Genomic DNA, 13508 nt, shown 5'->3' on the forward strand with positions numbered 1-13508 from the left:
GTAACAGATTGTTTCCTCCTTCATGAAAGAGGAGGAACTACCGATGTTAAATTTACAAAGACAAGAAACGAAGCATGCTTACGATCAAGATAGCATGAAAGCAAATAACGAATTATTAGTGGAAGTTGCAACACAGGATGTATACTCTGCGTTAAAACTCTTAGAAACAACACAAGATGGACTCTCTAAACAAGAAGCGTCTCGTAGACTTTCTTTATATGGTCCGAACGAAATCGCTCATAATAAAACATTGCCGTGGTACATTCAATTTCTGCTGGCATTTAAAAATCCATTTATTTTTGTTTTATTAGCTCTTGGAGCACTCTCTTTTTTCACAGATGACATACAAGGAACAATTGTCGTATCTGTAATGGTACTGCTAAGTGCAACGATTCGCTTTCTACAAGAATTCCGCTCTCAGAAAGCGGCAGATAAGTTAAAGGCTATGGTTCGAACAACCGCGAGTGTCTTTAGAATAGATGGATTTATACATGAAACAAAAAACGTAACGAATTTAAATCGAAATTATACAATAGAAATTCCAATTGAAGAACTTGTTCCTGGCGATATTATTTCACTTTCAGCCGGTGACATCGTTCCAGCTGATGTGCGTATTTTATCGGCTAAAGATTTATTTGTTAATCAGTCTTCCTTAACCGGAGAAGCACTTCCTGTAGAAAAATACGAAAACTGCTACCATACGGAAAATAAACATATATTACCGAAAAACATGAAAAAAAATTACAATCCGCTCGATATGGAAAACCTTTGCTTTATGGGTACAAATATTGTTAGCGGTAGCGCAAAAGCTGTTGTTGTTTCAACTAGTACGGATACGTATTTCGGCTCTTTAGCAAATAAGGTTATCGGAAAACGTGCAGAAACAAGCTTTGATAAAGGCGTGAACAAAGTAAGTTGGCTCTTAATCACATTCATGCTTATTATGGCACCCATCGTCCTTCTCATTAATGGATTCACAAAAGGAGATTGGCAAGAAGCTTTCTTCTTTGCTATTGCCGTTGCAGTTGGTCTTACACCTGAAATGTTACCAATGATTGTAACTGCTAATTTGGCTAAGGGTGCCGTGAACATGTCCAAACAAAAAGTAATTGTAAAACAGCTAAACTCAATTCAAAATTTAGGTGCTATGAACATCCTTTGCACGGATAAAACTGGAACTTTAACAGAAGATAAAGTCGTCCTTGTTCGTCATTTAGATCCTAATGGAAATGAATGCAATCGCGTCTTACAATTTGCGTATTTAAATAGCTTCTACCAAACTGGATTGAAAAATCTAATAGATAAAGCTGTCATTGAACATACAGAGGAAAACCATAAGTTTGATCCATCAACTTTTCAAAAGCTAGATGAAATTCCATTCGATTTCGCTCGTCGCCGCATGTCTGTTATCGTGAAAGATATTTCAGGTGAACAGACAATGGTTTGTAAAGGTGCCGTAGAAGAAATTTTATCAATTTGTAATTACACTGAAGTGGATGGGCAAATTGTCCCTCTTACTGAAGAAATGAGAGCAAATGTAAAACATCTTAGCGAAACTTTAAACAGTGAAGGAATGCGTGTCATTGCTGTAGCATACAAGAAAGATAACAAACCTTATCATAAAGCTTATGCAGTACAAGATGAATCCGCTATGATCCTTACTGGATATATCGGCTTTTTAGATCCGCCTAAACCATCTGCTGCTTCTGCAATTCAAGCATTGCATAAACACGGCGTACAAGTGAAAATCTTAACGGGCGATAACGAAATTGTTACAAGAAAGGTTTGTAAAGAAGTGGGATTAAATATAGGTGAGCCTGTCCTCGGTTACGAAATTGATTCTTTACCAGATAAAGCATTAGCGAAACTGGCAGAAGAAACAACAGTGTTCGCAAAACTAAATCCAATGCAAAAGTCCCGCATCATTCGTGTATTGCAAGGTAATGGTCATACTGTAGGTTATATGGGGGATGGTATTAACGATGCCGTTGCACTACGTGATGCTGATGTTGGAATATCTGTTGATACTGCTACTGACATTGCAAAAGAATCTTCCGATATTATTCTACTTGAAAAAAGTTTAACTATATTAGAAGCAGGTATTTTAGAAGGACGCACTACTTTCGGCAATATTTTAAAATATATAAAAATGACAGCTAGCTCTAACTTCGGAAATGTATTTAGTGTATTAGTGGCAAGTGCTTTCATTCCATTCTTACCGATGCTTGCAATTCATCTATTAATTCAAAACTTACTTTATGATATTTCACAGCTTTCAATTCCATGGGATAAAATGGATAAGGAATTTTTAGAGAAGCCTAGAAAATGGGATACTGCAAACTTGCGTAACTTCATTATTTGCATCGGTCCAATTAGCTCTATATTCGATATTATCACATTCGTTGTCATGTGGAATGTATTCGGTGCAAATACACCTGGAGAACAATCACTATTCCAATCTGGTTGGTTTGTCGTTGGGCTACTAACTCAAACATTAATTGTCCATATGATCAGAACACAGAAAATTCCGTTCATTCAAAGTACAGCATCAATACCAGTTCTTTTATTAACCGCTTGTATTATGGCAATCGGAATTTATATTCCATTCTCACCACTTGGTGCAGCAATTGGTTTACAAGCATTACCACTAAGCTACTTCCCTTGGTTAGTAGGAATATTATTAGGTTATGCTTTCTTAACACAATTCCTGAAAAAACTTTATATTAAAAAATTTCATAGCTGGTTGTAAAAATGAGAATGAGTGGGTATTTCTCACTCATTCTTAAAAAACATAACACATACTTATATGTATGGAGGTGACCATGATGGTATGGTATGACATTGTATTAAGATTATTTATCGCAATTATTGTAGGAGCTTGCATCGGAATGGAAAGACAATGGAGACACCGGATGGCTGGGCTGCGGACAAACGCTCTCGTATCACTTGGTGCCTGTATATTTGTTTTATTATCTGTCATGCTTGATCATGATGCTAGCCCCTCACGTATTGCTGCTCAAGTCGTTAGTGGGATTGGTTTTTTAGGAGGCGGTGTGATTATCCGTGACGGTTTTAGTATTAGAGGTTTAAATACGGCAGCAACTTTATGGTGCGCAGCTGCTGTCGGTACTCTTACAGGCGCTGGTTTTCTCGTTGCAGCTATATTAGGTGCAGCCGGCGTTTTACTAGCAAATATACTACTTCGCCCAATCGCTCTCTTTATGAATAAAAAATCAAAAGAAGAATCACCTGAACAAACAAACTACTTCCTTTCTCTTACTTGTTCAGAAGAAAATGAAGCACATATTCGTTTTTTACTTATGCATATGGTAAGTACAGAAGGTCTCGGTTTAAAAGAGTTATATAGTGAAGATGTAGATTCTAATCAAAAAGTCTGTATACAGGCTACATTACATTGCAAGACAAATGCGGCTATCTTAATTGAAAAAATAGTAAGTAGAATGTTATTAGAATCTGGCGTTACTGCTGCTGGGTGGAAGACCTCTTTAGATTTAGAAGCGAGTTAAATATGAAAGGTGCCATGATATTTACTGCTTCATGACACCTTCTACATAAACTTATTTTCTAACTTTTGTTGAAACGACTTCTCTTGCTTACGCAGTAGTTGACTACCTCTCTGTAAAAGCGGTGTTCCATACTTATCATTAATTTGATCAATGACAGCAAGTAACGGTTCTTTTTTCGCATCCTCTTCAAATGAAAACAAATCTAATTGTTTCACCGATTCTGTCTTCCACTCTATTTCAGTAGCTGTAACACCTAGTAAACGAACGGAATCACCGTCCCAATGTTGCTTCCACAAACGGGATGCAGCTTGAAAAATATCGCATTCTTCCCAAATCGCATTTTTCAATTGCTTACTCCGTGTTACTGTTCGCCTATCATGGTATTTAATCATAATTTGTATATTATAGCTGACAAGGGTTCGCTTTTGTAACCTTTTACTCACTGACTTTGATAAACGTTCTAACATATCAAGTAATTCTTTCTCTTCATCCATATCCTTTGAAAAGGTCATCGAATTACCGACACTTTTATGCTGTCCCATTTGACTCGGATCAACTTCCCTATCATCCATACCTTTTGCACGTCTTTGTAAGTCAACACCGTGCTTTCCAATTTTAGCGCGAATGATATGCTCGTCTCCTCTTGCCAACTGTTCGATTGTCTGTATATGAATATCATTTAATTTTTCAGCTGTTTTCTCACCAATTCCATGCATGGCTCCAACTGGAAGTGGCCAAATTAATTCTGGAATGTCACGTTTTCGAAGCACAGTAATACCAAGTGGTTTTTTCATATCTGAAGCGGTCTTTGCTAGAAAAAGATTTGGAGCAATTCCAATACTACACGGAAGCTGTAACTCTGTTAATAACGCTTGTTGAATCATCTTTGCTATTTCAAGAGGCGAACCTAGTGCATAGCAATCTGTAATATCTAAATACCCTTCATCTATAGAAACTGGTTGTATCTTTTCTGTAAAACGTGAAAGAATTTGAAACATTTGAAATGAGGCTTCGCGATATAATGTAAAATTAGGACGCCTCACAACTAATTGCGGGCATAATCGCTTTGCTTCCCAAAGGGGCATCGTCGTACGTATTCCATATGCTCTCGCTTCATAACTACATGTTATGATAATCCCTTTTCTCTCTTTTTCATTCCCGGCAATCGCTAATGGCTTTCCTTGTAATGATGGGTCATGAGCAATTTCAACAGATGCGAAAAAACAATTCATATCTACATGTAAAATAACACGACCATTTTTCGGATACATTTCTCGCATAATACTCATCTCCTCCAAAGAACATCCGTTCCTTTATTATATCAAATTCATGTACAATATAATAATTACTTATTCTTTTTATCCTTATTTTTGCTATACTTAATACGAATGATGGATATTATTGTAAAAGGAGTGACTTATTATGAAACCAAATAGTAAGCTCAACTATACATTCGTTATTATTATTTTAATTATCTTAATCAATTATTTGCTACTTCCGATGTTCAATATTAATGTGGCTGGACTCCTTCCTCGTTTACTTAGCATCGCAACAACTTATGTACTCCCATGGATTTTCTTATACTGGCTTATCCGTCTTGTGAAAGCAATTGAATCAAAATAAAAAAGCGTGTAAATCACAATTGATTTACACGCTTTTTCTAGTTAATTACTTCGCTACTTCTTCAATAATAGCTACGACTAATTCTGCTGTTTTCGCTAATTCTTCAACAGGAATTTTTTCATTTGTTGTATGAATTTCTTCATAACCAACTGCTAAGTTAACTGTTGGAATACCGTGTCCTGCGATTACGTTCGCATCACTTCCGCCACCACTTTGGTGAAGAGAAGGTGTACGGCCAATGTTTTCAGCAGCGCGTTTCGCAACTTCTACAACGTGATCTCCATCAGCAAACTTAAAACCTGGGTACATAACATTTACTTCAACGTCTGCATGACCACCCATTTCTTTTGCAGTTGTTTCAAATGCTTCTTTCATTTTTGCAACTTGTGCTTCCATTTTCTCATTGATTAAAGAACGAGCTTCTGCAAAAATTTGAACATGATCGCAAACGATATTTGTTTGTGTGCCACCTTCAAAACGCCCAATATTTGCAGTTGTTTCAGAATCGATACGACCAAGTGGCATCTTTGCAATTGCTTTTGCTGCGATAGTAATTGCAGATACACCTTTTTCCGGTGCTACGCCAGCGTGCGCTGTTTTCCCACGAATAATCGCATTCACTTTCGCTTGTGTTGGAGCTGCAACAACGATTTCACCAACTTTTCCATCGCTATCTAATGCGTAACCATACTTCGCTGTAATACGCTCACGGTCTAACGCTTTTGCACCAATAAGACCAGATTCTTCTCCAACTGTAATAATAAATTCAATTTTACCATGAGGGATGTTTTTCTCTTTTAAAACACGAATTGCTTCAAACATTGATGCTAATCCCGCTTTATCATCCGCTCCTAAAATTGTAGTACCATCTGATACGATATATCCATCTTTAATAGAAGGCTTAATTCCATTACCAGGAACTACTGTATCCATATGAGAAGTGAAATAAATTGTATCAACACCGTCTTTTGTTGCTGGTAAAGTACAAATTAAGTTACCTGCACCATGACCAGTCACGCCCATCGTGTCATCCTCAAATACTTCTACACCTAAAGCAGTAAATTTCTCTGTTAACACTTTGCAAATTTCTGCTTCAAATTTTGTTTCAGAATCTACTTGTACTAACTCCATGAATTCATTTACTAAACGTTCTTGATTAATCATAAGACTGCGCCTCCTGCACTACCATTATGTATGTAACAATATTAATTATAACAGAATTTCGCAAAAGTTTCGAAATACAAGACAAAAAACAGATGGTTCATACATCTAGATACCCATCTGCTTTCTATTACTCGTTTAACAACACCCAGCGCATATGATCTTCCCAAACACCATTAACCATTAGCATTTTTCGAGATACACCTTCATATTGAAATCCTATTTTCGTCACTACTTGTATAGATGCTAAATTTCGTGGCATAATCGGCGCTTCTATACGATGTAAATGAAATTCTTTAAAGGTAACTTGAATTGCTTTTCTAAGCGCTTCTGTTGTGTAACCTTTATTCAATTCTTCCCTATCTAATTTATAACCAAGTACACAAGATTGATAAATTCCGCGAACAATTAGATTAAATGAAATACATCCAATAATTTTTGTATCATCACCCTTCTTAAAAATCCACAGCCTGATGATCTTACCTTCCGCGAACTCTTTTCTATCCTTTTGTAACTTTTTCTTTTGATAATCTAGCGTGAAAAAATCCTCCGGTCTATACTCTTCCCACGCTTTTAAAAACTCACGATTTTTGTCGTAATATTGAAGAACTTTTTCCGCATACGACTCATCAATTTCTCTTAAATGTAAACGCTCTGTTTCGTATATTTTCATCATCGTATCTCCATTCTTCATACTTGCATAACAAAAACTAATAATCTACCTTTTAACATATTCTCTACGTATGCTCAAATTTCCTGTTATATTTTGCAACCCCTTCCCGAATTTTGTCCTTTCTCTCCCCTTGTCCACAATTTCATTTCTCGTTACAATGAAATTGTACTGATTTGCAAGGAGGTTTAACGATGCATAAAAAAGCTCAAAAAATTATGGTTTATATAATGCTAATTTCTATGCTTGTAACAACACTACTTACTGGCGCAAGTATGTTTTGGTAAAAAGGACGATTCACTCGTCCTTTTTTTACTGTTTACACATACAAAATAGACCATCTCGAAGTCGAGATAGTCTACCTTCTAATGAATATTTTATTTTATATATAGTACAACTGCTACAATACTAAAGGAAAAAGCCATTACAAGCGCTATTACAAAGCTTGTATATTGTTTCTGCTGAAATGCCCCAATAACAAAAGTAAGATTGAGTAATGCCATAAATACAATCGCTACAACGTAAGAACATATATTAAAAGTTGCCAATATGAATGTAATAACAAATAGAAAACCCACAAAAAACTGCATATAAGAAATTTTCGGATTCCAGTACATATGAGCAACCCCTTTACCTATTTTTATCCCGCTATTCGCGGGCAGTAAGACTCCCACCTCAAAATTTGGCTAGGGCAAAGCAGTTAGGCGAGAGGTCAACTGCCCGTAAATGCCCGATTGGTGTGGGCTAATAATCAGTGGGTAATAACCTCCCACTGATTAAAGTTTCACTTTATCTTTCTATATTTTCATTAACGCATGGTTATGTACACATGTCAAGACAACTTATAATAAAAGAAAAAGCCAACTTTTGTGTCGGCTTTTTCATATGCAATGGCACCTTTTTCTTTTGCTAATTGCTGAAATGATTTTTTAGATTTCACAATCCATACTTTCGTTCCAATTGGAATACGATCAAATAAATATTCCACATCGTTTTTCTTCATTCTTATACATCCTTGTGAAATATACTTTCCAATTGAACTAGGTTGGTTTGTTCCATGTATTCCATATTTACTCCCATCAGTTCCTCTTGCATTAAATCCCATCCACCTTGATCCAAGTGGATTTTTTGGTGACCCACCTGGAATATCCTTTGCAATATAGTACGGATCCTTCGCCTTCATTACAATATCAAAAGTTCCTTCTGGGGTTAATTCATTCGTTTTGCCTGTCGCTACTGGAAAAACCTTTTGGATTTTCCCATCGTCAATATAAGCTAATTTATTCGTCGCTTTATTTACAATAATAAAAGGATCTCCGGTACGCGGATTATCACCAAGAGGCCAGATCGGTGATAAAGAAAGACATAATATGAAAGAGAGAAGATACGGCATATGTAATTCCTACCTTCTATATAAGTTCTTTTATATTATCCTTTCCCTTAAAGCGACTTTTAATGAGTAAATATTGCTCCATTTCATACACAAGTTGAACAAGTTTCGCACGTATTTCAAATTCTTCTCGCGAGACGGGTAAAGGCATTTCTCTAAATACTTCTCGCATTTCTTGAAGTTGCCTTAACGAAATAACCCCTGTACTTTCAGGACGAATAGAGTTCCCTATATTTTCAATTACATCTGCAATCATATCGGCTTGTTCATACGTCCAAGATAGTGACGCAGCTAATGGTATCATGCGCTCCAAAATTTCAAATTGTTGCATGCGCATATCAAAATAACGATAATAATAGTCATCTTCACGCATAAACTCATTCTCAAGTTTTTTAAATGATAAATCTTTTGCTTCTTTCAGCATCCTTTCTGTTTCAATTAATTCGGCTCCACTCCAATTACTATCTCGATTTCGTAAATAAACGACCATTTCAAACAAGATTGTTCTGAAATGCTCTTCTATTTTTTCTTGATACTCTTTCAGTTTATTCTCACTGCTTGGCATGTACATGTTTACTAATAAAGCGACGCTAATTCCAATCGTTAATATAGCAATTTCATTACCAACTATAGACCATGTAATTTGCTTTAATGAATACAGATGCATAACGATAACCGAACTCGTGACAATGCCTTCTTGAATTTTGCACATAACTGCAGTCGGAATAAAGGTAAGCAGTAATACGCTAATCGCAAGTGGTGTATAACCAATCGTTTCAAAAATACAAAACGCAAATACCATTGATAATACACAAGCTAAAAAACGGTGCAACGATACTTGAACGGATTTTCGTTTCGTATTTTGCACGCATAAAATGACTAAAATACCAGCTGAACTATAAAATTCTAATCCTAATAACTGAGCAATAAAAACTGCCGCCCCCGTTCCAAGCGCTGTTTTCACTGTACGGTATCCAATTTTAAACATATCATTACTCCTATATGTATAAATGTATTTAAAGTTAGTATAAAAAAAGGATGACGCGATGTCATCCTTTTCTACTTATTATTCACGTAACCTTTACATATTACAATATTTTTTGCAAAAATTCTTTTGCACGGTCACTTTTTGGTGCTGTGAAAAACTCTTCCGGATTGCTATCTTCTACAAGCTTTCCACCATCTAAAAAGAGAACGCGGTCTGCTACTTCTTTTGCAAATCCCATTTCATGCGTAACGATTGCCATCGTCATTCCTGTCGTAACTAATGATTTCATAACTTCTAATACTTCTTTCACCATTTCTGGATCTAGCGCAGATGTCGGTTCATCAAATAGCATAACTTCCGGTTCCATCGCTAATGCTCTCGCTATTGCTACACGTTGCTTTTGTCCCCCTGAAAGACGATTTGGATATGAATCTTTCTTATCAAGCAGTCCTACTTTATCCAAAAGCTCCTGAGCCTTTTTCTCAGCCACTTGCTTCGTTACTCCTTTTACATTGATAGGAGCATACGTAATATTTTCTAATACAGTCATATGAGGGAATAAGTGAAAATGTTGAAATACCATTCCGACATTTTCACGAACGTGCATAATATTTGTTTTCGGATTCGTTACTTCTTCCGCTCCAATCCAAATGTGACCATTTGTCGGTGCTTCTAGTACATTCATACAGCGTAAAAACGTTGACTTTCCAGATCCAGACGGTCCGATAATTGCAACAACTTCTCCTTTTTCAATCGTTGTTGTAATTCCTTTTAATACTTCATTTTTTCCAAATGACTTATGAAGGTTTTCAACTTTAATCACTTTTCTTCATTCTCCCTTCAATGGCTTTCCCGACTAATGTAAGAATAATTACTAATATATAATAAATAAGTCCAACAAACAGTAATGGTTCAAGATATTTAAATGTTTCACCGCCTACAATGTAAGCACGGCGCATTAAATCTGTTGCACCAATTACAGTTACTACAGCCGATTCTTTCGTAAGAGTCGCAAATTCATTTACAAGTGCTGGTAAAATATTTTTTAAAGCTTGAGGAAAAATAATATTTCTCATCATTTTCCCGTAAGGAATCCCTAAAGCCATAGCTGCTTCTGTTTGTCCTTTATCAACCGCTTGAATGCCGGCACGAATTACTTCTGACATATATGCACCTGAATTTAAACTAAATGCAAGTACAGCTGCTAAAAAGGCTGGTATCTCATATCCAATCATTTGTGGAACACCGAAATAAATAATCATTAATTGCAATACTAGCGGTGTACCACGAAATATTGAAGTATATATATCTGCTGCAATATTTAATGCTCGTATTCTAGCAATTTTGCAAAGTGCTAATAACGTCCCTAAAATAAATCCTGCTAAAGCTGATGCAGCTACAATTTTCAATGTAACTTCTAAGCCCTTTAATATATATGGTATTGAAGGCGTAATTGCTGAAAAATCTAAATTCATCCTTTTCATTCCCCTCACAGAAAAGTGAAAGGCAGCTTATTTTCCGCTGCCAAACCATTTCTTCACTAATTTATCCATTTCTCCATTTTCTTGCATTTTCTTAATTACTTTATTAAATTCTTCTGTTTTATCACTATTTTTTGGAAGAGCAATCGCTGCACCTACTTCTTCTGGTGCTTCTTGAATTTCAATCCCTTGTAGTTCTTTCATTTTTTCCAAATAATTTTTTGCAACCGTGTCTTCTATAATTGCAGCGTCAAAACGACCAGCTTTAATTTCTTGTACGATTTCTGGTATACGGTCACGTCCCTCAGCTTTGAAATCGACTTGTTTCTGAAATTCTTTTGCCTTTTCTTCTTGAATTGACCCTGTTTGTACCCCTACTTTTTTCCCTTTTAAATCTTCTAACGATTTAATATTAGAGCCCTTTTTTGAAACAATCATATTTTTAGCAACAAAATATATATCTGTGAAATCAGCATTATTTTTACGCTCTGCAGTTGGCGTCATACCCGCCATAACGAAATCAATTTTTCCTGAATTAAGAGATGCTAATAATCCACCAAAATCCATGTCTTTCACTTTCACTTCGTATCCAAGTTCTATTCCGATATATTTGGCAATATCAACATCAAAGCCGATAATTTCATCACTTTTTGAAGCTTCCACGTATTCATACGGTTTATAGTCTGCTGAAGTCCCCATAACGAGTACTTTTTTATTTTTGACATTCGCCTTTTCTTCCCCATTACTACAAGCACTGAACATACTTACAATTAAAATAAGTGCAAATGATATTGATAATAACTTCTTCATCTTTCTTCCCCCTAACGATGTATATTTAAAAGTTCAATAGTATATTTATTCGTTGTTTGTATTGTATCAGTACTTTTATTTTTATGCAACATTTAAAATAAAAATAAACACAAAAACATTATTAAGTTCGTTTTATATGCATAAAAACATGCATAAAATAACATTCCTATGCATGTCTAATCATTATAAAAACTAAATAAAAAAGCGGTACGTCCACTTGTTCGTGAACGTACCGCTTTTTCTCTTCCTTATAGTTCTTCGCAATTGTCTTCGAAGTAAGATTGTAGTTTTGCAATTACTTGCATTGGTTCATGACCTTCAATTTCATGACGTTCTACCATCGTTACAATTTTTCCATCTTTCAATAAAGCAAATGATGGAGATGAAGGTGGATACCCTTCAAAATATTCACGAGCTCTTGCTGTTGCTTCTTTATCTTGCCCCGCAAATACCGTTACAAGGTGGTTAGGACGTTTATCATAATGTACGGAATGTGCAGCAGCAGGGCGAGCAATGCCACCTGCACAGCCACATACAGAGTTTACCATTACAAGTGTTGTACCATTTCTTTTAAATGCTTCTTCAACTGCTTCTGGTGTCGTCAATTCTGTATATCCTGCAGATACAATCTCCTCACGTGCTTGACGGACAACATCATTCATAAAAAAGTTAAAGTTAATCAATCTTTTCCCTCCTCTAATTCTACCTATTTGTATCTTACCAGTTAATGTTTAGAGAATACAAGTAAGTTTACTTGTATTTCAGCATAGAAAAGGTGTTAGAGCTCTTGCTCTAACACCTTTTCTTAATGACCTCGATGTTTTTGCTTTGCCTTTTGTACTTTTATTAAACGTCTTCTTTGCTTTTCAGCCTCTCGTTTCTCTTTAGATTGCACTCGCTTTTCTTGTTTATGCAACTCGTAAGATAAACTAATTGCCTCCTGCGCCTTTGTAAAACGTTTTACAGTTACTTCTTTTGCTGCTTGTCGTATGATACGCTTTATACTTTTTGGACGCTGTTTTTCTTTAACTTCCACACCACATCTTGCAAAGTGCTGAAAATATGCTAACAATGGACCATTTACAAATATAAGCACTTCTTCGTCTGACGGTTCCGTTCCAAAAGTATACCTCGCACCATACAATTTACCTTTTTCTTTACATGTAATAATTCCTACAAAAAATTGACCATCATGATATACTGTCAACTCCATCGACAGCCCCTCCTAAAAAATATTAGAAATACTGGACATCCCGGAGGGGGAAGGTTACTGACATGAGATCATGCGTCTGGACTACCAACCAGAACTGTGTTTTTGTATTTCTTCTACTATTGTATCTTACTTTTCCATAATTTTCATATATTCAACAATCATTTTTTTATGCGATCCTACAATATAGTCGGGTAGTTCTGTTACTGGGAAGAATTTAAGCTGAACCGCTTCTTCTTTATTCATAACAAAGTTCCCTTCATATTCATCGGTATAATAAGCTGTCGTTACAGATTGAAATTCATCACCGTTTGCTAATTTTGTAAAATAGTTCGCTCCAGAAAATACATTGATTAATCGAAGGTTCTTTACTTCTATTCCTGTCTCTTCGTATACTTCACGGTAAGCTGTTTCCTCTGGTGATTCACCAAGCTCCATTAACCCGCCAGGCAGCCCCCATTTTCCGTAAGGCTCTGTTCTTTGCTGTAATAATACATATCCGCTTTCATTGATAACGAGTACAACAGCACCAACTAAAATTAAAGGGCGATGACCAACTATTTTTCGTAATTCTTCTACATATCCCATCGAATCGAATCGCCTCCTTTTTTGTTGTCCACACTATTGTATCATATGTATGAAACGACA

Annotated in this window: 16 protein-coding genes; 4 read left to right on the top strand and 12 right to left on the bottom strand. The window is 35.9% G+C overall.

All coding sequences use genetic code 11. The features are described 5' to 3' along the window. The first annotated feature begins 43 nt into the window (after positions 1-43). A complete protein-coding gene (gene mgtA, locus ACP6L7_RS17580; protein WP_141533239.1) occupies positions 44-2749 on the top strand; it encodes a magnesium-translocating P-type ATPase in 2706 nt (901 codons plus the stop codon). A gap of 76 nt (positions 2750-2825) precedes the next feature. Further along, a complete protein-coding gene (locus ACP6L7_RS17585) occupies positions 2826-3527 on the top strand; it encodes an MgtC/SapB family protein (protein WP_071747052.1) in 702 nt (233 codons plus the stop codon). A 41-nt stretch (positions 3528-3568) separates the two neighbouring features. Here the strand turns inward: ACP6L7_RS17585 and ACP6L7_RS17590 are convergent, their stop codons facing one another. Then, the gene (locus tag ACP6L7_RS17590; RefSeq protein ID WP_097830756.1) at positions 3569-4807 is read right to left on the bottom strand and encodes a DNA polymerase IV; all 1239 of its coding nucleotides are present in this window, start codon (positions 4805-4807) and stop codon (positions 3569-3571) included. A gap of 142 nt (positions 4808-4949) precedes the next feature. On the opposite strand from ACP6L7_RS17590, the gene ACP6L7_RS17595 reads away from it, so the two are divergent. After that, positions 4950-5150, top strand: a complete 201-nt coding sequence (locus ACP6L7_RS17595; protein ID WP_097830755.1) for a hypothetical protein — start codon at positions 4950-4952, stop codon at positions 5148-5150. A 45-nt stretch (positions 5151-5195) separates the two neighbouring features. Here ACP6L7_RS17595 and ACP6L7_RS17600 read toward each other — a convergent pair whose 3' ends face one another. Then, positions 5196-6314 (bottom strand): tripeptidase T, encoded by a 1119-nt coding sequence (locus tag ACP6L7_RS17600; protein ID WP_097830754.1) that lies wholly within the window; start codon positions 6312-6314, stop codon positions 5196-5198. A 127-nt stretch (positions 6315-6441) separates the two neighbouring features. After that, on the bottom strand, positions 6442-6987 hold the full coding sequence (locus ACP6L7_RS17605) for a GNAT family N-acetyltransferase (RefSeq protein WP_128853575.1): 546 nt from the start codon (positions 6985-6987) through the stop codon (positions 6442-6444). 188 nt (positions 6988-7175) lie between these two features. On the opposite strand from ACP6L7_RS17605, the gene prli42 reads away from it, so the two are divergent. Continuing rightward, positions 7176-7268, top strand: coding sequence for a stressosome-associated protein Prli42 (gene prli42 / locus ACP6L7_RS17610; RefSeq protein WP_000549036.1), 93 nt, complete (start codon positions 7176-7178; stop codon positions 7266-7268). 90 nt (positions 7269-7358) lie between these two features. On the opposite strand, the gene ACP6L7_RS17615 is transcribed toward prli42, so the two are convergent. The 9 genes from ACP6L7_RS17615 to ACP6L7_RS17655 all read right to left on the bottom strand — a co-directional run bounded on the left by ACP6L7_RS17615 (position 7359) and on the right by ACP6L7_RS17655 (position 13448). Beyond that, positions 7359-7598 (bottom strand): DUF3894 domain-containing protein, encoded by a 240-nt coding sequence (locus ACP6L7_RS17615; protein ID WP_097830752.1) that lies wholly within the window; start codon positions 7596-7598, stop codon positions 7359-7361. A 215-nt stretch (positions 7599-7813) separates the two neighbouring features. Beyond that, positions 7814-8374 (bottom strand): L,D-transpeptidase, encoded by a 561-nt coding sequence (locus ACP6L7_RS17620; RefSeq protein WP_097830751.1) that lies wholly within the window; start codon positions 8372-8374, stop codon positions 7814-7816. A gap of 16 nt (positions 8375-8390) precedes the next feature. Next, positions 8391-9359 carry an aromatic acid exporter family protein gene (locus ACP6L7_RS17625; protein ID WP_097830750.1) on the bottom strand — a complete coding sequence of 323 codons (969 nt, stop codon included), beginning with the start codon at positions 9357-9359 and terminating at the stop codon, positions 8391-8393. A gap of 100 nt (positions 9360-9459) precedes the next feature. Continuing rightward, positions 9460-10182 carry an amino acid ABC transporter ATP-binding protein gene (locus ACP6L7_RS17630; protein ID WP_097830749.1) on the bottom strand — a complete coding sequence of 241 codons (723 nt, stop codon included), beginning with the start codon at positions 10180-10182 and terminating at the stop codon, positions 9460-9462. Further along, the gene (locus ACP6L7_RS17635; protein WP_001046912.1) at positions 10175-10834 is read right to left on the bottom strand and encodes an amino acid ABC transporter permease; all 660 of its coding nucleotides are present in this window, start codon (positions 10832-10834) and stop codon (positions 10175-10177) included. The genes ACP6L7_RS17630 and ACP6L7_RS17635 overlap by 8 nt, the downstream gene beginning before the upstream one ends. A gap of 36 nt (positions 10835-10870) precedes the next feature. Continuing rightward, positions 10871-11650: a transporter substrate-binding domain-containing protein gene (locus ACP6L7_RS17640; protein ID WP_097830748.1), complete on the bottom strand. Its 780-nt coding sequence runs from the start codon at positions 11648-11650 to the stop codon at positions 10871-10873. A gap of 248 nt (positions 11651-11898) precedes the next feature. Next, on the bottom strand, positions 11899-12312 hold the full coding sequence (locus ACP6L7_RS17645; RefSeq protein WP_002015097.1) for a BrxA/BrxB family bacilliredoxin: 414 nt from the start codon (positions 12310-12312) through the stop codon (positions 11899-11901). A 143-nt stretch (positions 12313-12455) separates the two neighbouring features. Further along, positions 12456-12863 carry a YjdF family protein gene (locus ACP6L7_RS17650; protein WP_097830747.1) on the bottom strand — a complete coding sequence of 136 codons (408 nt, stop codon included), beginning with the start codon at positions 12861-12863 and terminating at the stop codon, positions 12456-12458. A 126-nt stretch (positions 12864-12989) separates the two neighbouring features. After that, positions 12990-13448 (bottom strand): NUDIX hydrolase, encoded by a 459-nt coding sequence (locus ACP6L7_RS17655; RefSeq protein WP_071771625.1) that lies wholly within the window; start codon positions 13446-13448, stop codon positions 12990-12992. Positions 13449-13508: the final 60 nt, after the last annotated feature.

The sequence above is a fragment of the Bacillus silvicola genome, from assembly GCF_050524305.1.
Lineage (GTDB): Bacteria > Bacillota > Bacilli > Bacillales > Bacillaceae_G > Bacillus_A > Bacillus_A cereus_AT.